General features: G+C 65.0%; 19 protein-coding genes. 9 read left to right on the forward strand and 10 right to left on the reverse strand.

Annotated elements, in window-relative coordinates; genetic code table 11:
• Nucleotides 1-12: 12 nt before the first annotated feature.
• Nucleotides 13-2,148, forward strand: coding sequence for an FG-GAP repeat protein (locus tag ASC68_RS12190; protein ID WP_055879231.1), 2,136 nt, complete (start codon nt 13-15; stop codon nt 2,146-2,148).
• Between the two features lie 114 nt (nt 2,149-2,262).
• Nucleotides 2,263-3,057 carry a M10 family metallopeptidase C-terminal domain-containing protein gene (locus ASC68_RS12195; RefSeq protein ID WP_055879234.1) on the forward strand — a complete coding sequence of 265 codons (795 nt, stop codon included), beginning with the start codon at nt 2,263-2,265 and terminating at the stop codon, nt 3,055-3,057.
• A gap of 20 nt (nt 3,058-3,077) precedes the next feature.
• Here ASC68_RS12195 and ASC68_RS12200 read toward each other — a convergent pair whose 3' ends face one another.
• Together ASC68_RS12200 and sugE are read right to left on the reverse strand one after the other, a co-directional pair.
• Entirely contained in the window at nt 3,078-3,233 is a 156-nt protein-coding gene (locus ASC68_RS12200) for a hypothetical protein (protein ID WP_156384573.1), read from the reverse strand.
• A 204-nt stretch (nt 3,234-3,437) separates the two neighbouring features.
• Nucleotides 3,438-3,752, reverse strand: a complete 315-nt coding sequence (sugE, locus tag ASC68_RS12205) for a quaternary ammonium compound efflux SMR transporter SugE (RefSeq protein WP_055879238.1) — start codon at nt 3,750-3,752, stop codon at nt 3,438-3,440.
• Nucleotides 3,753-4,148: 396 nt separating this feature from the next.
• On the opposite strand from sugE, the gene ASC68_RS12210 reads away from it, so the two are divergent.
• The 3 genes from ASC68_RS12210 to ASC68_RS12220 all read left to right on the forward strand — a co-directional run bounded on the left by ASC68_RS12210 (nt 4,149) and on the right by ASC68_RS12220 (nt 6,954).
• A complete protein-coding gene (locus ASC68_RS12210) occupies nt 4,149-4,853 on the forward strand; it encodes a FecR family protein (protein ID WP_055879241.1) in 705 nt (234 codons plus the stop codon).
• 65 nt (nt 4,854-4,918) lie between these two features.
• Nucleotides 4,919-6,121 carry a sugar efflux transporter gene (locus ASC68_RS12215; protein ID WP_055879244.1) on the forward strand — a complete coding sequence of 401 codons (1,203 nt, stop codon included), beginning with the start codon at nt 4,919-4,921 and terminating at the stop codon, nt 6,119-6,121.
• A 44-nt stretch (nt 6,122-6,165) separates the two neighbouring features.
• Nucleotides 6,166-6,954 (forward strand): ion channel, encoded by a 789-nt coding sequence (locus tag ASC68_RS12220; protein ID WP_055879245.1) that lies wholly within the window; start codon nt 6,166-6,168, stop codon nt 6,952-6,954.
• 269 nt (nt 6,955-7,223) lie between these two features.
• Here ASC68_RS12220 and ASC68_RS12225 read toward each other — a convergent pair whose 3' ends face one another.
• From ASC68_RS12225 to ndk, 4 genes are all read right to left on the reverse strand, one after another.
• Nucleotides 7,224-7,409, reverse strand: a complete 186-nt coding sequence (locus tag ASC68_RS12225; RefSeq protein WP_055879248.1) for a 2-hydroxymuconate tautomerase — start codon at nt 7,407-7,409, stop codon at nt 7,224-7,226.
• A 1-nt stretch (nt 7,410) separates the two neighbouring features.
• Nucleotides 7,411-7,695 (reverse strand): 4-oxalocrotonate tautomerase family protein, encoded by a 285-nt coding sequence (locus ASC68_RS29355; RefSeq protein ID WP_082528104.1) that lies wholly within the window; start codon nt 7,693-7,695, stop codon nt 7,411-7,413.
• A 51-nt stretch (nt 7,696-7,746) separates the two neighbouring features.
• Nucleotides 7,747-9,756, reverse strand: coding sequence for a DEAD/DEAH box helicase (locus ASC68_RS12235; protein ID WP_055879251.1), 2,010 nt, complete (start codon nt 9,754-9,756; stop codon nt 7,747-7,749).
• A 204-nt stretch (nt 9,757-9,960) separates the two neighbouring features.
• Complete coding sequence (gene ndk, locus ASC68_RS12240) at nt 9,961-10,383, reverse strand: nucleoside-diphosphate kinase (RefSeq protein WP_055879252.1); 423 nt, start codon at nt 10,381-10,383, stop codon at nt 9,961-9,963.
• Between the two features lie 109 nt (nt 10,384-10,492).
• Here ndk and ASC68_RS12245 point away from each other — a divergent pair, with 109 nt between their 5' ends.
• Both ASC68_RS12245 and ASC68_RS12250 read left to right on the forward strand, forming a co-directional pair.
• Nucleotides 10,493-10,951, forward strand: coding sequence for a GNAT family N-acetyltransferase (locus ASC68_RS12245; protein ID WP_055879255.1), 459 nt, complete (start codon nt 10,493-10,495; stop codon nt 10,949-10,951).
• Between the two features lie 116 nt (nt 10,952-11,067).
• Nucleotides 11,068-11,976 (forward strand): hypothetical protein, encoded by a 909-nt coding sequence (locus ASC68_RS12250; protein ID WP_055879257.1) that lies wholly within the window; start codon nt 11,068-11,070, stop codon nt 11,974-11,976.
• Nucleotides 11,977-12,012: 36 nt separating this feature from the next.
• Here the strand turns inward: ASC68_RS12250 and ASC68_RS12255 are convergent, their stop codons facing one another.
• A complete protein-coding gene (locus tag ASC68_RS12255) occupies nt 12,013-12,414 on the reverse strand; it encodes a hypothetical protein (protein WP_055879260.1) in 402 nt (133 codons plus the stop codon).
• 96 nt (nt 12,415-12,510) lie between these two features.
• Between ASC68_RS12255 and ASC68_RS12260 the strand changes: the two genes are divergently transcribed.
• Both ASC68_RS12260 and ASC68_RS12265 read left to right on the forward strand, forming a co-directional pair.
• Nucleotides 12,511-14,397: an ABC-F family ATP-binding cassette domain-containing protein gene (locus tag ASC68_RS12260; protein WP_055879263.1), complete on the forward strand. Its 1,887-nt coding sequence runs from the start codon at nt 12,511-12,513 to the stop codon at nt 14,395-14,397.
• Entirely contained in the window at nt 14,394-14,825 is a 432-nt protein-coding gene (locus ASC68_RS12265; RefSeq protein ID WP_055879264.1) for a cupin domain-containing protein, read from the forward strand. The genes ASC68_RS12260 and ASC68_RS12265 overlap by 4 nt, the downstream gene beginning before the upstream one ends.
• Nucleotides 14,826-14,841: 16 nt before the next feature.
• Here ASC68_RS12265 and ASC68_RS12270 read toward each other — a convergent pair whose 3' ends face one another.
• From ASC68_RS12270 to ASC68_RS12280, 3 genes are read right to left on the reverse strand one after another with little or no spacing between them, the layout of a single operon-like run.
• Nucleotides 14,842-15,288 carry a DNA polymerase III subunit chi gene (locus ASC68_RS12270; RefSeq protein WP_055879267.1) on the reverse strand — a complete coding sequence of 149 codons (447 nt, stop codon included), beginning with the start codon at nt 15,286-15,288 and terminating at the stop codon, nt 14,842-14,844.
• A complete protein-coding gene (locus ASC68_RS12275; RefSeq protein WP_055879269.1) occupies nt 15,285-15,863 on the reverse strand; it encodes a hypothetical protein in 579 nt (192 codons plus the stop codon). Before ASC68_RS12275 ends, ASC68_RS12270 begins: the two co-directional genes overlap by 4 nt.
• A complete protein-coding gene (locus tag ASC68_RS12280; RefSeq protein WP_055879271.1) occupies nt 15,860-17,356 on the reverse strand; it encodes a leucyl aminopeptidase in 1,497 nt (498 codons plus the stop codon). The genes ASC68_RS12275 and ASC68_RS12280 overlap by 4 nt, the downstream gene beginning before the upstream one ends.
• Nucleotides 17,357-17,429 lie beyond the last annotated feature (73 nt).

Raw genomic sequence — 17,429 nt, forward strand, 5'->3', positions numbered from 1 at the left:
AGGATTTTCAGCATGGCCTATTATCCACCTAGCATCGATCCGGACGCGCTCGATGGCAGCGACGGCTTCAACATCACCGGCGCCACCACCGACGACAGGCTGGGGACCAGCGTTGAGGACGCCGGCGACGTCAACGGCGACGGTTTCGACGATATCATCGTCAGCGGCCGCGACCGGATGGGCGGTGCCGTCTACAACTACTTGGTCTTCGGTTCGGCCGAGCCGTTTCCGGCCGATTTCAACATCACCGAACTCGACGGCAGCAACGGCTTTGCCATCGATACGGTGGACAAGCCCTGGCACGTCCAAGGCGCCGGCGACATCAACGGCGACGGCTATGACGACCTGATGGTCGGCACCACCAACGACACTGACCAGTACGGCTACGAGGACGTGCACGTCGTCTTCGGCAAAGCGGATGGGTTCGAGCCGTATTTCTGGCTAGAGCAGCTCGACGGCGAGAACGGCTTCACGCTCAACGGACCGCCGCGATCGACCGCCAACTACACCATCGCCTCGGCCGGTGACACCAATGGCGACGGCTTCGACGATGTGCTGATCACCACCGACTACGAGGCCCGGCTCCTGCTTGGCAAGGCGGACGGTTTTGCGGCGGATGCGATCGTCACCGACGTCACCGCATCGATCTTCAGGCAGTTGGAGCGCGGGTACGAGCCTCCATCCGGTATCGGCGATATCAATGGGGACGGGTATGGCGACGTCGCCATTGGCGAGGCGGTGATCTTCGGCGGGGCAGATGGCTTTCCCGCCGACTTTACCGTCGACCTGCTCGACGGCAGCAACGGCTTCCGGCTCGACCCCGATGTCACCCGCACGGTCGCGGCGGCGGGCGATGTGAACGGCGACGGCATCGACGACTTCATCATCGGCAATCCCAATGCCAGACCGCACGGCCATATCGAGGGCGGCGAGGCCTATGTGGTGTTCGGCAAGGCTGACGGGTTCGACGCTTCGCTCGACCTCGAGGCGCTCGACGGCAGCGATGGCTTTGTCATCCGCGGGCCGACCCTGTCACGGCTGGGGACCGAGGTGGCCGGCGCCGGGGATGTGAACGGCGACGGCTTCGACGATGTGCTGGTGCAGACCGGCTACAGCCGGGCGCACGTCGTGTTCGGCCGCGCGAACTTCCACACGCCGGGCTTCGACGTCGACGATCTCGACGGTAGCAGCGGCTTCGAAATCGACAGCTCCGACCCCTATTCCGGCGTCGAAAACGTTGCCGGACTCGGCGACTTCAACGGCGACGGCTTCGCCGACCTCGCCTTCGGCAACAGCAACGCCAGCCCGGGCGGCCTCTATCTCTCTGGGACCACTGCGGTGGTGTACGGGCTGAAGCCCACCGAAGCGGTGACCCGGATCGACGCCGCCGGCGACCAGACGGTGCGTGGCGGGCTCGGCAACGACGTGCTGATCAGCCATGGCGGCGACGACCACCTGATCGGCGATGTTGGCAATGACTCGCTGCGCAGCGTCGCGGGCTCAGACACCCTCGAAGGTGGGCTCGGCAACGACGAATACTTCGTGTTCGCCGACCGCACCGACAGCATCATCGATAGCGGCGGCATCGATACGATCCGCGCCACGACGCACTGGGACCTCGCCGGTAATCCCGAGATCGAAAACCTGGTGCTTGCCGATGCGGGCGATTGGCACGTGAGCGGCAACGACCTTAACAACCGACTGGTCGGCGGCTTTGGCGACAACGTGCTCTCCGGCGGGAACGGCAATGACCGGCTCGAGGGCGGCGGCGGCAACGACATCCTGATCGGTGGCTTTGGGCGCGATGTGCTGATTGGCGGCGCCGGAACGGATCGGTTCGATTTCGCCAACTACCAGAGTGAACCGACCGTGGGTCGCGACGTGATCGTCGACTTCGAAGCGGGCGAGGTGATCAACCTTGCCGGCGTCGACTCGAACGTCTGGCGCAACGGCAACCAGGCCTTCACGTTCATCGGCGACGGCGAGTTCACCGGCAAGTGGGGCCAGCTCCGCTACGACTACTTCACCTTCACCAATGGTGAAGTGGTGACCATCATCGAGGGTGACATGGATGGCGATGGGGAGGCCGATTTCGGCCTCGAACTGCGCGGCCAGCATGTGCTGACGGCGGGCGACTTCATTCTCTAGATCTTCTCACCGTTTCAAGTGAAAAGGCGAAAGTATCTAGGTCATTGATTTGGTCGCGCTTTCGAACCGGAAAAGCCTGCAACTTTTCCTGAAAGCGCTCTGAGCGAGAATTCCATGGCCTACATCATGGGCACCGACGCGCCCGAGACGCTCACCGGCAGCGATGCCAACGACGCCATCCTCGGGTTTGCCGGTGACGATCACATCATCGGACTGGGCGGCAGCGACCAGCTGTTCGGCCACGGTGGCGCCGACCTGCTCGAGGGCGGGCTAGGCGACGACATCTACCAGCTTATCGACGATCGCTCCGACACCGTCGTCGATATCGGTGGGGTGGACACCATCCGCGCCACGGTGGCGATCGATCTCGAGGATTATCCCGAGATCGAGAACCTCACCATGGCCATCGACTATTCCGGCCGGGCGCTGCTGGGCAACGCGTCGGACAACGAGCTGATCGACTGGGGCGGCAGCAACCGGCTCGACGGGCGCGACGGTGACGACTATCTCAACGCCGGGGCCGGCAATGACCTGTTGATCGGCGGGCTCGGCACGGAGTTCATGCTCGGCGGACAGGGCCGGGATCGCTTCGATTTTCGCAGCGTCGAGGAGATCGGTATCGGCGAGACGACGCGCGACGTGATCTGGGACTTCAAGCCGACGGGGGACAAAATCAACCTCGGGTCGATCGACGCCAACGAGCAGTTCGCCGGTAACCAGGCGTTCCAGCTGCTGGGCTTTGCCGAGTTCACCGGCAAGGCCGGCGAGTTGCGCTGGGTCTACGAGCAGCGCGCCGACCTTTCCGCCGTAACGCTGGTCGAAGGCGACACAGACGGTGACGGCGTGGCGGATTTTCAGATCGAACTGAATGGCCGGCTGCCGATGTACGCAGCCGACTTCATTCTCTAAATGGCGGGCTGTGGCCCGGCCTACTCTTCGGCGCGAAGCTTTTTCAGCTCGGCATTGTAGATGCGCAGGCTGAGATAGATGGCGAACATGAAGCAGACAATGCCGGTGATCTGCGACAAGGGCAGGCCGGAAAACAGCGGCAGATGCTTGGCAATGATCAAGGCAACAACGAGCATGAGGACAGACACGACCTCAGCAGAGCGGAACAGCATGGCTCCCCTTTACTTTCTTTTCGAGATGCGCTGACGCTCGGCGCGGATTAGCTCCGCCTGACGGAGCCCCCGCAACTCACGTTACGGAAAAGCGCAAAAGGTTCCATCAACTTTTGCGTTATCCCGCATTTTCGTCAAACAGGCTGGCGCGGAAGCAACAGCCCCCGTTCAGCTGACCAGCTTGAGGCCGACGATGCCGGCGACGATGAGGCCGATGCTGGCGAGCCTGAGGGCTGTCGCCGGCTCCTGGAAAATCAGGATGCCGAGCACAGCCGTACCAACAGTGCCGATGCCGGTCCAGATCGCATAGCCGGTACCGACGGGCAGGTCACGCAGCGCGATGCCCAGTAATACGATACTGGCGACCATCGCCGCCACGGTAATGGCGGTCGGGCCGAGCCTCGAAAAGCCCTCGGTGTATTTGAGGCCGATGGCCCACACCACTTCCAGCAGGCCGGCAATAGTGAGGTAAACCCACGCCATGGGAGTTACTCCTTGAGCGCGGGCCGTCCCGCCTGATTATTGGGAAGTGTCGGGGTCGTCCCCGGCGCACTGGATATAGGCTCGGGCCAAGCTGCTGAGAAGTGCCCGGGGCGCAGATCTGCTGGCCCGCCTTCGCGGCGCGGACAAGCTGAACGATTCCTGAACAAGCCGGTCACCAGCACAGATGAATCCGGTTTTTCGGGCTGGAACCGGCATACTGGCTTGTGTAGGAGACCGACGATCGCACCCGCCGGGGGGCCGGGCGATTTCCGTGCCACTGCATAGCCGAGGACGCATATGCACCCCCTGATGTGGCGAGCCCCCCTCGCCTGCGCACTTGCTGCGCTTGGATTCATTTCCTTTTCATTCCCCACACTCGCCGCCAGCGGCAAGGCGTTGGGAGTCGATCCCGCCGCCGCGGTCGAAACCAAGGCGGACACCAAGACGCTGACGGTCGGCGCCGACATCTTCATCGGCGACCGTGTGGTCACCGGCGCCAAGGGGCAGGTGCAGATCAAGTTCAGCGACCAGACCGAACTGGTGGTCGGCCCGAACTCGGCGCTGTTGATCGAAGACTACCTGCTGCGTCAGGATGACTCGGCCGGCAAGTTCGCCATCAACGCGCTGTCAGGCACCTTCCGCTTCACCACCGGCCGGGCGCCGAAGGATCGCTACATCATCGAGACGCCGACCGGCACGATCGGGGTGCGCGGCACCTCGTTCGATTTCAACTCCAGCACCCAGGAAACCAAGGTGCTGCTGTATCATGGGCAGGTCGTGCTCTGTAATCTGAGCAACGCCTGCGTGACGCTCGATGATACCTGCGAATTGGGCGCCTATGACCTCGGCAAGTCCGAGATTCTTGGGCACACCGACGACTTCAAGGGCGCTGCCCGCGACGATCTGAAGGCGAACTTCAAGTATGCGCAGTCGCAGGCCCCGCTGCTCGGCGCGTTCCGCGTCGAAGAAGCCAAGGAGTGCTTCCAGAAGGGGTTCGTCGCCAGCACGCAGGCCGAGAGCCTGGTGAAGGATGATGGCGACGAGCCGGCTGCAGAGCCGGTCGAAGAGCCGTGCGACGATTGCTGCTTCGATTGCAAGTAGCCAAGTAAAGCACTGGCCTGCCCGCGCGATTCTGCATTAGGGATCGCGGGGGAGAACTGCCTGAGATGACCGAGACTGCCCAGCCACGCCTGCCGATGGCGGCGCTCATTTCTGCGAGCCTGTTGTCGATCGGCGTGGGCTATGCCTCGACGGCACCCTATGACGCGATCATCGCCATCGACGCACTGAAGATCGGGCACGGCGATTTCGCGCTGATCCTGACACTCGCCTCGATCGTCGGCGTCGTCGCTTCAGTGGCGCTCGGCTGGCTGTCGGACCGGATCGGCGACCGCCGGCTGCTGATGCTGGTCACCGCACTGCTCGGCGCGCTCGGCATGGGCCTGATGTACTGGCTGCGCAGCCCGATGGCCTTTGTCGTCGCCTATTGCGTGATCCTGCCATTCGGCAACTCGGCATTCAGCCAGACCTTTGCTTATGCCCGCGTCTACTATGACCAGACGCGGCCTAAAGATGCCGAATTCCGCATCACCGTGCTGCGCTCGATCTATGCGGCATCATGGGTGATGGTGCCGCCGCTCGCCGGCTGGATCGCCGCGGTCTACCAGGTGTTCGACGTCTACCTCTTGGCGGCCGTGGCCTATGTCGTCTGCGGCGCCATCTCGCTGGTCATGCTGGCCGACCCCGCCACCCGGGTGATCTCCGCTCCGCCCAAGCCGAGTACCGACGGCAAAGGCGGCATCGCGCTGCCGATGCTGGTCGGCATCTGCGGCGTGCTGCTGATCAATGTGGCGATCAAGGTCAGCGGCACGGCGACGCCACTGGCGATGGTCAGCCATTTCGGCGGCAATATCGGCGATGTCGGCATCGCCGCGGGCATCGGGGCATTTCTCGAGATTCCGCTGATGCTGGCCTGGGGCCTGCTCGGCCGCCGGTTCAGGAAGCACACGCTGATCGCCGCCGGGGCTCTGATCTACGCGCTCTACCAGGTGCTGCTGACGCAGGCGAGCGGGGTCACCGAGGTGTTCTGGCTGCAGATCCCGCGGGCGGTTGCGATCGCCGTGCTGATGAGCGTGCCGATCAGCTACATGCAGGAGGCGATCCGCGGCCGGGTCGGGCTCTCGACCTCGCTGCTCGACGTGACCATCGTCGCTTCGGGCATGCTTTCGGCCGGGATTTTCGGGCTGGTGGCGGCGCCGGGTCGGTATCTCGAGCTGTTCTGGGTCGCGGCCGCGCTGGCGACCTGCGGTGCAGTGGTGCTGGTGGTGGCGCACAATGTGCTGCAACGGCAGCCGGCCGTGCAGCATTGACAGCAGACGCCGTCCGGGCAAGCTCCCGGTGAGGAGACAACGCGATGGATGAGGCAAAGCCCGAGCACGGCCTGACGCGGCTCCGCTCGACCTTACGGCTGCTCTACCACGGCAGTTCGACCACGGCGCTGCGCTTCCAGTTCGCCGTGCTGCTGGTGGACCTGGCGATCATCGCTTTCTTTATCGCGACGCCGCTGCTGCGCGACCGGCCGAGTTTCATCTGGATCGACATCGCCGTCGCCGTGCTGCTGATCGCGGACCTGGTGGCGCGTGGGCTCGCCTCCACCGATCCGATGCGCTGGCTGAAGCAACCGACAACGATCGTTGACGTGTTCATCCTCGTGACGCTGCTGCTCCCTGCCTGGCTGGCCAATTTCGGCTTCCTGCGGATCCTGAGGCTCTGGACACTGTCGCAAAGCGGCGTGCTGTGGCGGCCGCTGAAGAAGTTCAAGCTGACGCAGTACCGCGAACAGGGCGAGGCGATCGTCAACATCGTGACGTTCCTGTTCCTCGTCTCGGGGTTCGTGCTGACCTTCTTCGCTGCTCCAGATTCCGGCATCGAAGGCTATGTCGACGCGCTCTATTTCACCGTCACCTCGGTGACGACCACCGGCTACGGCGACGTAACGCTCCCGGGCACGGCCGGCAGGCTCACCTCGATCGCGGTGATGATTGTGGGCATCACGCTGTTCGTGCGGCTGGCGCAGTCACTGTTCCGCCCGCACAAGGTGTTCTTCCCCTGCCCGCAATGCGGCTTGCAGCGGCACGAGCCGGACGCCGTGCACTGCAAGGCCTGCGGGCACGTGCTGAATATCCCCGATCCGGGGAACTAAGTTCCAGGGAGTAGAGCGGTTCACCGGCGAAGCTGATGGGCTCGACCCGTGCCCCACCCACCGGTGTCATCCCAGCGAAAGCTGGGACCCATTTCACCGCTTGCACAAGCTGCTGGTTGGGTCCCAGCTTTCGCTGGGATGACATCGTAGGTGGGGTGATCGCGGTGGATCGGCTCGACCACGGCGCCGCATTACGACTACCGCCGGCTGTCAGCGGCAGGGGCGCTGCAGGGTGGTTCAGTTCGTCCGTGAAGCGCTCTGGCTCCGGCCTACATTTCGTCGAAGGGCACGCCGCCCCTCGACTTGCTGTCTTTCGGACTTTCGACGATCTGCACGACGACGCGCTCGGCGGGGACGTTGAAGTTCTTCACCACCGCGTCGGTGATATCCTTCATCAGCGCCTTCTTGCTCTCTTTCGAGCGGCCTTCGACGATGTGGACGAGAATCTCGGGCACGTCAGGCCTTCTTGGTTGAGCTTTTCTTCACCGCTTTGGTGGCGCTCTTGCCGGCCCCGGCTTTCTTGCTGCCGGCCGCCTTCTCTTTGGCCTCGGCCTCGCGGATCTTGGCCACGGACGTACCCATGTGGCCCCAGTTCTTGTTGTCGACCTCTTCGATGACCACGAAGGTATATTCCGGCTTCTTGTTCAGGATCCGGACCAGCATCTCCGTGGTCTCTTTGTAGATCTGCAACTTCTGTTCGTAAGTCGCGCCGTCGGTGATTTCGATACGGACGTAAGGCATGGTTTCCTCCCCCTAAGCCGAGCGGAGGATGCGGCAGCCGAGGTACGTTCGTCAACCGAGCGGATCGTAGCCCTTTTTCGGCTTCTTGCGGGGAGCCGCCCCGGCAGCGTCGGCGGGCGGGTCGCGCTTCTCGCGGTTCTTGTATTTCGGCTTGCCCTTGTCCTTGGGATTCACCTTCGGCTTCTCGGTGGGCTTCCTGTTGAACAGCACCGGCTCACGGGTGGCCGGCGGCGCGTCGAATGCTACTGGCGGGGTGATCTCGCGGGCCGGCTTGGTGGCGAGCTTGGCGCCCTTGTCGGAGCGCACTTTGTAGCGCGGGCCGTCCTCGCGCGGAGGCTTGTCGTAGCGCGGCGCGTCGTCGTGCTTTTTGAAGCGCGGGGCGCTGTCGCGATTGTAGCTCTTCTTCTGCGGCGCCGAGGGCGGGCCGGAGGCGGCAATGGTGGTGTTGTTCTCGATCTGCCCGCCGACGCGACCGATGGCCGCCGCGAAGGCATCGGCCTTGTCGGCGGCGATCTCGAAGCGAGTTTCGTTGTCGAGGATCTTGATCGAGCCGACATCGCGCTTGGTGACGTCGCCGGCTTTGCAGATCATCGGCAGCAGCCACTTGGGATCGGCGCGGCGGTTGCGGCCGATCGACAGGGTGAACCAACGGCCATTCTGCATCGGCTCCGGCTTGCCGCGCGGTGCGCCGTCTTCGTCGACGAAGCGCTTGTCGCGGCGCGGCGGCTTCTCGTTGAAAGCGGGAACCGCCTGCTCGGACACTTCCTCGGGCGCCGGACGGGCCGCGAGCTCGCGGCGGATATAGGCGGCGGCGAGCTGCTCTGGCGTCAGGCGGGCGAGCAGTTCGGTGACGAACGGCGCCTCGATCTCATTCGGCGCGGTGACGGCCACCGCCGTAGCGATGATCTGCTCGCGGTTGCGGGCATCAATTTCGGCGATGGTTGGGGCGCCGCGGCTGGTGGCGTCGAGGTTGGCGGCGCGCAGCACTCGGGCAGCGGCGCTGCGGCGATGCAGCGGTACGATCAGCGCACAAATGCCCTTGCGGCCGGCGCGGCCGGTGCGGCCCGAACGGTGCAGCAGCGTCTCGGGATTGGACGGGACGTCGGCGTGGATGACCAGATCGAGGTTGGGCAGGTCGATGCCACGGGCGGCGACGTCGGTTGCGACGCAGACGCGGGCGCGGCCATCGCGCATCGCCTGCAGCGCGTTGGAGCGCTCGGCCTGGGTCAGTTCGCCCGATAGCGCCACCACCGGGAAGCCGCGATTGGCGAGGCGAGCGGTCAGATGCTTCACCGACTCGCGGGTGTGGCAGAAGACGATGGTGTTGGAGCTGTCGTGCAGCAGCAGCATGTTGATGACGGCATGCTCGCGCTCGTCGTTGCGGACGACGATCTGCTGGTACTCGATATCGGCATGCTGCTCGCCGGCGCTGGTGGCGACAAGGCGAAGCGCATCGCGCTGGAAGGTTTTGGCGAGATCGGCGATGGCGCGCGGTACGGTGGCCGAGAACATCAGGGTGCGGCGGCCTTCCGGCGCGGCGTCGAGGATGAACTCGAGGTCCTCGCGGAAGCCCAGGTCGAGCATTTCGTCGGCTTCGTCCAGCACCACGGCGCGGACGTTGCTCAGATCGAGGGCCCCCTTCGAGATATGGTCGCGCAGCCGCCCGGGGGTACCGACGACGATATGGGCGCCGCGCTCGAAGGCCCGCCGCTCGGTGCGGATGTCCATGCCCCCTACCCCGGCGGCAATCTGCGCGCCGGTCTCGGCATAGAGCCACTCGAGCTCGCGCTGCACCTGCATGGCCAGTTCGCGGGTCGGGGCGATCAGCAGCGCCAGCGGGGTGGCGGCGCGCTCGAACTTTTCGGCTTCGCCCAATAGGGTCGGGGCAATGGCCATGCCGAAGGCCACCGTCTTGCCCGAACCGGTCTGCGCCGACACCAGGAGGTCCCGCTCGGCGGCCTCGGGCGCGAGCACGCTCAACTGAACCGGCGTCAGCGTGTCGTAGCCGCGGGCCGTGAGGGCGGCGGCGAGCGCGGGATGAATGGTCTCGGGAAGGTTCACGGGTGCATCTTTGCTGTTTGCTCGATGAGTATCACACTCACCGGGTCATTCCCGCAAAAGCGGGAACCTCAGTATTCTGGCCTGCGGCGCGGTCGCAAAAACGGAGGTCCCCGCTTGCGCGGGGAGGACATCGTGGATGCGGCACTAGCAAAACAAAAGGGCCGCCCGGAGGCGGCCCTCGGAAAATCGTGGTCTAGCCGGCGATCAGCCGACGATCTCGTCGTCGGTGAAGAAGAACTTGATCTCCTCGGCCGCAGTCTCGGGAGCGTCCGAGCCGTGCACCGAGTTCTCGCCGACCGAAACGGCATAGAGCTTGCGGATGGTGCCCTCGGCCGCGTTGGCCGGGTTGGTGGCGCCCATCACTTCGCGGTTCTTCAGGATGGCGTTCTCGCCTTCCAGCACCTGCACGACGACCGGACCCGAGGTCATGGTCTCAACCAGCTCGCCATAGAACGGGCGGTCCTTGTGCACGGCATAGAAGCCCTCGGCCTGGGCGCGGGTCATCTTGATCTTCTTCAGCGCGACCGGACGCAGGCCGCTCTTTTCGAACACGGCAAGGATGTTACCGATCAGGTTGCGGCGAACCGCGTCGGGCTTGATGATGGAGAAGGTGCGCTCAATGGCCATGTGTCTGGTCCTTGGAGTGGGTCTGAATTGGGTGCGGCCTTCTAACGGGAAGGCGTGACGGGCGCAAGACGGGCGTTCCGTCACCAGCATTGCAGCTACCGGAGGGCCGATGGGCTCCGAATACACTATTCGCCCGGCAAGGGCCGATGATCAGCCGACGCTGGTCGCTATCGTCTGGAAGACGGTGATGGCAAGTGAACGCGATCGGGACACGCTGCTGGCGCACCCGGAAGCGGTGCAGGTGCCGATCGAACAGTTGACGCTGATAACGGCGTGCGTGGCGGACGCCGCCGACACCACGGCCGGTTTCGCCGTCGTGCTGCCGAGGCCGGACGGTGATGCGGAACTCGACGGGCTGTTCGTCGATCCGGCGATGCAGCGCCTCGGCATCGGGCGCCGGCTGGTCGAACGGGCCAAGGAACTGGCACGGGCCATGGGCGCGTCGACGCTGCATGTCGTCGCCGCCGATGACGCCCTCGCCTTCTACCGGTCGGTCGGCTTCGTCGAGACCGGCGTGACCGAGACGCAGTTCGGCAAGGCGCTGTTGATGCGCGTGGGGCTGAACTAGCGCTACTCCGTTGGCGGGACGGCGTCCGAGACGGGAGATACGTGCACTCGCGCCCTCTGACACCACGGTCAAACGGGAGTAGGATGATAACAGTCGGGCTCAACCGGAGGGGACAAATGTCTTCTGTGGGGTCTGCGCATACGCCGCATGGCGACATCACGACCACCCGGCGCGGCAGCCGGATATGGACCGACAGGCGGGTTCTGGTCGGCTCCCTGATCGTGGTGATCGCCCTGGCGATCGCACTGACTGACTATGCCGGGTTCGGCTACGCCTGGTCACATTTCTTCAGGACCAGCGAGGACAACTCGGCAGCTTCGGCATCGACGAGCGAGGTGTTCGGCAGCCTCAAGTCGAAGTTCCGCGACTACAATACTTACTCACGCGACATCTTCCTGATGGAGGAGCGCAGCAAAGTCGATGCGCCATACCTCTCGACCATCACGAGGCTGCTGGAGAACACCGCGGAAAGCGGCGGCGCCGGCCCGATGATCGAGGCTTTCCTGGACCTGCGGAGGGTGCTCGACCTCGAGCAATCCTGCACCGCCGGCTATCCGTGGTCGACGCCGGTCTGGAGCGCCAGACGCGACATCGACACGATGGCCGATGGCAGCAAACTGGTCGCGCTGGACCTGTTTTTCTGCCTGTTCACAGTGCCAAGGGACGAAAGTGGCATCGTTCGGTACCCGATCGCCACCGTCACGCTTACTGCGGAGGAGAGCCGGCAACTCTCTTCGATCTACTCCCATATCAGTGCCGACGACGCGCGGAATGGGCTGCGGTGGCTACAGGCCGTTGTGAGTGGCGAAGTCGCTCACCTCAAGCGGCTTCTCGAACTCCGGAACGCGTCGACATCGTCGTTGTCAGGCGAGATCGACGACCTGTTGCAGCAGTATCTGCGGACCAACCAGGGGGCGTTTGAGTACGGCGTGGTGATGACGCTGACCCGAGCCTTGCTGCTGACTGTTCTGATTGTGCTGGCGGCTGTGGCGCTGAGGCTCGCGCACCGCGACCGATCGAAGTGACAGGGCCCGCGACGGCCCTTGCCGGGCCTGAGTGCCCTAGTCCTTCGGCGCCGGCGGCACGCAGTCCGGGGTATGCGGCGCGATCTCGACCTTGCCCTTGGCCTGCACTTCGCCGCCGGGGCTGACCAGTTGCACGTCGAGGGCGGTGACGTCTTCGACAGCATTGATGGCGCCGGTGTGGCTCACCTTCACCACCTGCATGGTGCAGACCTCGGCAGTGGAGACGATCGGGATGGTGACCGTCGCCGTGCCGGATTCGACCAGGTCGACGCTGCCGTTTCCGGTCTGCTCGCAGGCGCCGCCATCGTAGCTGAAGCTCAGCGACACCAGTTCGGCATCGAGGCGGCAAGCCTTCAGATCGTTGAGCGGAGCCAGTTCCTGGGCGAGGGCCACGCCGGAGACGAGGCACAGGGCGAAGGTGGCTGGGACGAGGCGCATTGGACTTCTCCGGGTTCTCGGTCTATTGGGTCGCTTCGATTTGACCCTATCCCTCTCGTAACGCATTCCGCGCGCCGCGGATGCATCGGCCGCGCCATGTTGACCATTACCGATCTCAGTTATCGCATCCAGGGTCGTCCCCTGTTCGAAAATGCCTCGCTCGTTTTGCCCGACGGATCGAAGACCGGTTTCGTGGGCAAGAACGGCACGGGCAAAACTACGCTGTTCCAGCTGATCCTGGGGCAGATCGCGCCCGAGGGTGGGACGATCGAGGTCAACAAGAAAGCCCGTATCGGCGCGGTGGCGCAGGAAGCGGTGGCGGGCTCGATCAGCGTGCTGGACGTGGTGCTGTCGGCCGACAAAGAGCGGACAGCCTTGCTGGCGGAAGCCGAGACGGCGACCGACCCGCACCGCATCGGTGACATTCATACGCGGCTCGCCGAGATCGATGCGCATACCGCCGAAGCGCGCGCCTCGACCATCTTGAAGGGGCTGGGGTTCGAGAAGGACCGGCAGTTGGGCCCGACCTCGGAGCTTTCGGGCGGCTGGCGCATGCGCGTGTCGCTGGCGGGTGTGCTGTTCTCGCAGCCTGATCTGCTGCTGCTGGACGAGCCGACCAACTATCTCGATCTCGAAGGCACGCTGTGGCTCGAGAAGTATCTCGCGACCTACCCCTACACCGTGTTCATGATCAGCCACGACCGTGACCTGCTCAACAAGGCGGTGAACTCGATCGCGCATCTCGAGCATCGGAAGCTGACCTTCTACAAGGGCAATTACGATACGTTCGAAGAGACGCGCCGGATGCAGATGGAGCTCAACAACAAGAGCCGCGAGAAGACGCTCGACCAGATCGCGCACCTGCAGAAATTCGTCGACCGCTTCAAGGCCAAGGCCACCAAAGCCAAACAGGCGCAAGCGCGCGTCAAAATGATCGCCAAACTGAAGCCGCCGGCGGCGATGTTCGACGAGAGCTCGTCGCCGTTCAACTTCCCCGACCCCAAGAAGGTCCCGGCCTCGCCGATGATGACCTTCGACAACGTGTCGGTGGGCTATGGCGACAAGGTGATCCTCCGCCACATCACCAACCGGATCGATCCGGACGACCGCATCGCGCTGATCGGCGTCAACGGCAACGGCAAGTCGACCTTCGCCAAGCTCCTGTCGGGCGACCTGAAGCCGATGGGCGGCGAGATGCGCAAGGGCAAGGGGCTGGAGATCGCCTATTTCGCCCAGCACCAGCTCGACAAGCTGAAGCCGGAACAGACGCCGTTCGAGCATGTCATCGACCTGATGCCGTATGACAGCGAGGCCAAGCGCCGCTCGCGCGTGGCGCAGATGGGGCTTACCACCTCGCGCATGGACACCAAGGTGAAGAACCTCTCGGGCGGTGAGCGCGCGCGCCTGCTGCTTGGGCTCATCACCTTCGGCGGACCGGGCATGCTGATCCTCGACGAGCCGACCAACCACCTCGATATCGACAGCCGCGACGCGCTGGTGGCGGCGCTCAACGATTATTCGGGCGCCGTGCTGATCATCAGCCACGACCGCCACCTGATCGACGCCACCGTCGACAAGCTGTGGATCGCGCAGAACGGCACGATCGAGGAATTCGACGAGGATCTCGATACTTACCAGCGGCTGTTGACCTCCAACAGCAGCGGCAAGGGCAAGAAGGAAGCGGCGGCGCCGGTGGTCGAGGACCGCAAAGCGGCCCGACAGGATGCCGCAGCCAAGCGCGCCGAAGTGGCGCCGCTGCGCAAATCGATCAAGGACCTCGAGCAGAAGCTCGGGCGGCTCAAGACCGAATTGGCGCGGGTGGATGGCTTCCTCGCCGACCCCAAGACCTATGATGGGGCGCCCGAGCGGGTGATCCTGCTCGGCAAGGACAAGGCGCGGTTCGAAGGCGAGATCGCAAAGATCGAGGAAAGCTGGCTGACGCTCAGCGAAGAGCTGGAGCAGGCCGAGAGGGCGATGGGATGACTGCGATGACCGCCGCCGAGATCGTCGCCCTGCTCGGGCTCGAGCCGCATATCGAGGGCGGTTTCTACCGGCAGACCTTCGCCGATGGGCCAAATGCCGCCGGCCGGCCGCACTCGACGCTGATCTACTACCTGCTCAGCAACCACCAGACCGGCGCCTGGCACCGGGTGGATTCGGCCGAGGTCTGGCACTGGTATGCCGGCGCCCCGATGCGGCTCGACATCTCGCGCGACGGCAAGAGTGTCACCGAGCACGCGCTGGGCAACGACCTCGCCGCCGGCGAACGGCCGCAACTGGTGATCCCCGGCAACGCCTGGCAGCGCGCGGCGTGCCTGGGTGACTGGACGCTGGTCGGCTGCACGGTGGCGCCGGGGTTCCAGTTCTCGAAGTTCGAGCAGGCGGAGCCCGGCTGGGAGCCGGGAGCTTAGTCGCTCCTCGACTGCCCTACCCCTTCTTTGCCCAGCGGCCGTTGCCGTCCTGCTGCCAGTAGGTCACCTCATTGCCATCACGCAGCGCTTTCCACGCGGCCCGGGCTTCGGTCACCGCATCCGGGTCGTGGCCGGAGAACATGAAGACGATACGCTGGTAGCCTTCACCCGATTGCGGCACGGCGCGGTCGACGAAGAAGCGCACTTCGGCTTTGTTGGGGTTGTGCGGCCGGGTGGTGATCAGCACCGGCTGCAGGTGGTCGGCATCGCCGCCGGCGAGTGAGTGCGGCAAGAAACTGTCGTCGCGGTAGGTCCAGAGTATGTAATCGAGTTCCTGCGCACGCTCGTCGCTGCTGGTCTCGACAACAGCGCTCCAGCCGCGCTCCAGCGACTTTTCCAGCAGCACCGGCAGCACGCGCTCGAGCGGCTGGCTTTCGAGGTGGTAGAACAGGATCTCGGTCACGCGGCTTCCTCCGCCGGCGGTATGGCGCCGTTGCGCAGCGCCAGCGCGGTCAGCGTCTCGGCAAGCAGCTTTGCCGGGCGGTCCATGGCGCGCACCGGGATATTGGCGAGGCCCGCGGCCGGTTGGCGAAACCCGGCAGTGCCGGCGCGATAGGGGCTGAGGCGGGTTTCGAGCGGGGTCTTCAGCGCCAGCAGGACGCCACCACCCCCGGGGGCTGGGGCGACTTCCACCACGTCGGACCAGGCGATCGGGCTGTCGGTGACGCGGCGGTCGAAGACGCCGTGCTCGTCGATGGTCAGTACCGGACGCATGAGGCGGAGATCACCGATCACCACGCTGCCGACGGCGAGGAAGAACACCGCCACGGCGAGCGTCGGCAGCGCCAGCAGCGTCAATTCGACACTCGGGTGCATGCCGAGCAAGCCAACGAGGCTCGCCAGCAGCAGGAGGGTCGGCAGCAGCGCCACCAGTCCGGCGAACAGGGCGATCGCCGCGATCGGCGACAGCCACAGGCGCGAGGGGTTGGCGACGAGCGGCAGATCAGGTAGCGCGCCGGTGGTTTGGGCGCCGGTCATTTGGCCTCGTAATTATCGCGCACCAGCCGATCGAGCAACGCCACGCCGAAGCCGGAAGCCCAGGCGGTGTTGGTCTCGCTGGTGGGTGAGGCAAGCGCCACGGCGGCGATATCGAGGTGCGCCCATGGCACATCGTTGACGAAACGGGCGAGGAACTGCGCAGCGGTGATCGAGCCGGCCGGGCGGCCGCCTGAGTTCTTGATGTCGGCGAAGCGGCTGTCGATCTGCTTGTCATAGGCAGCGCCCATCGGCAGGCGCCAGAGCTTTTCGCCGGTGGCGAGGCCAGCCGCCAGCAGCTTGGCCGAAAGATCGTCGTTGTTGGAGAACAGCCCCGCGTGATCGCTGCCGAGCGCCACGCCGATAGCGCCGGTGAGGGTCGCGAGGTTGATCATGAACTTCGGCTTGAAGCGGTCCTGTGTGTACCAGAGCGCGTCGGCGAGGACGAGGCGGCCCTCGGCGTCGGTGTTGACGATCTCGATGGTGGTGCCGCTCATCGCCGTGAGGATATCGCCCGGGCGATAAGCGGTGCCCGACGGCATGTTCTCGACCAGCCCGATGATGCCGATGGCGTTGACCTTGGCCTTGCGGCTGGCGAGCGCATGCATCAGCCCGGTGACGGCGGCGGCGCCGCCCATATCGCCCTTCATATCCTCCATGCCGAGGCCGGGCTTCAGCGAGACGCCGCCGGAATCGAACACCACGCCTTTGCCGATGAAGGCGATCGGCTGCTCCTTCGCCTTGCCACCGTTCCAGCGCATGATGACGAGCCGCGGCGGCCGGGCCGAGCCCTGCGCCACGCCGAGCAGCGCGTTCATCCCAAGCTTGCGCATGGCCTTTTCGTCGAGCTGTTCGATCTCGACGCCAAGCTCGGCGAGCTTGGCCGCCTCGGCGGCAAATTCGAGGGTGCCCAGGACGTTGGGCGGCAGATGGATCAGATCGCGGGCCAGGAGCGTCCCTTCGGCAGTGGCCTGGCGGTCGGCGATGGCCTTATCGACGGCGGATTTGGCATCGACGTACAGCGTGACGGTCAACGCGCTATTGCCGTTGTCGTCGGGCTTGGCCGGCTTGTAGCGGTCGAACTTGTAGTGGCGGAGCCGGAGGCCGGCAGCGAGTTCGCCGATGCGTTCGGGCGTCGCTTCGGCCTCGTCCAGCAGCACCGCAGCCTTGCTTGCCTTGATCGCCGTGAGCTTGCCGGCGAGCGAGCCGCCACGGTCGGTCCAGGCCGACAGGCTGGCGCCCTGCTCTGCCTTGCCGCTGCCCAGCACCAGCAAGCGGTCGGCCGCCACACCGGCCGGCGCCAGCAGGTCGATCACCTGCCCTTGTTTGCCCTTGAAGCTGGCGGCGGCGGAGACCTTCTGCCAGTCGAGCCCGGTGGCCTTCCAGACGTCGGCGGCGCCCCCGGCAGGCGCGGCGCCTTCGGCGACGTAGACAACCAGTGTCCCGGTCGCCTTCAGCGGCAGGGCGGCGGTCTTGATCTCGATCCGGTTCGGCATGGGCGAAAATACCTTATGGCAATGGGGCGGACGCGTTGTCCGAGAAAGGGCAGGTTCACGACTGATAGTGGCT

Source organism: Devosia sp. Root105 (assembly GCF_001424865.1).
Classification (GTDB): Bacteria; Pseudomonadota; Alphaproteobacteria; order Rhizobiales; family Devosiaceae; genus Devosia_A.

Bases quoted from the DNA above. Each gene is read 5' to 3' on its own strand.
- ASC68_RS29355 (WP_082528104.1), bottom strand. From the start codon at position 7,695: ATGCCTTACGTCCGTATCGAAATCACCGACGGCGCGACTTACGAACAG.
- sugE (WP_055879238.1), bottom strand. From the start codon at position 3,752: ATGGCGTGGGTTTACCTCACTATTGCCGGCCTGCTGGAAGTGGTGTGG.
- ASC68_RS12280 (WP_055879271.1), bottom strand. From the start codon at position 17,356: ATGCCGAACCGGATCGAGATCAAGACCGCCGCCCTGCCGCTGAAGGCG.
- ASC68_RS12195 (WP_055879234.1), top strand. From the start codon at position 2,263: ATGGCCTACATCATGGGCACCGACGCGCCCGAGACGCTCACCGGCAGC.
- ASC68_RS12255 (WP_055879260.1), bottom strand. From the start codon at position 12,414: ATGCGCCTCGTCCCAGCCACCTTCGCCCTGTGCCTCGTCTCCGGCGTG.
- ASC68_RS12215 (WP_055879244.1), top strand. From the start codon at position 4,919: ATGACCGAGACTGCCCAGCCACGCCTGCCGATGGCGGCGCTCATTTCT.
- ASC68_RS12245 (WP_055879255.1), top strand. From the start codon at position 10,493: ATGGGCTCCGAATACACTATTCGCCCGGCAAGGGCCGATGATCAGCCG.
- ASC68_RS12265 (WP_055879264.1), top strand. From the start codon at position 14,394: ATGACTGCGATGACCGCCGCCGAGATCGTCGCCCTGCTCGGGCTCGAG.
- ASC68_RS12275 (WP_055879269.1), bottom strand. From the start codon at position 15,863: ATGACCGGCGCCCAAACCACCGGCGCGCTACCTGATCTGCCGCTCGTC.
- ASC68_RS12200 (WP_156384573.1), bottom strand. From the start codon at position 3,233: ATGCTCGTTGTTGCCTTGATCATTGCCAAGCATCTGCCGCTGTTTTCC.
- ASC68_RS12190 (WP_055879231.1), top strand. From the start codon at position 13: ATGGCCTATTATCCACCTAGCATCGATCCGGACGCGCTCGATGGCAGC.
- ASC68_RS12250 (WP_055879257.1), top strand. From the start codon at position 11,068: ATGTCTTCTGTGGGGTCTGCGCATACGCCGCATGGCGACATCACGACC.
- ASC68_RS12260 (WP_055879263.1), top strand. From the start codon at position 12,511: ATGTTGACCATTACCGATCTCAGTTATCGCATCCAGGGTCGTCCCCTG.
- ndk (WP_055879252.1), bottom strand. From the start codon at position 10,383: ATGGCCATTGAGCGCACCTTCTCCATCATCAAGCCCGACGCGGTTCGC.
- ASC68_RS12220 (WP_055879245.1), top strand. From the start codon at position 6,166: ATGGATGAGGCAAAGCCCGAGCACGGCCTGACGCGGCTCCGCTCGACC.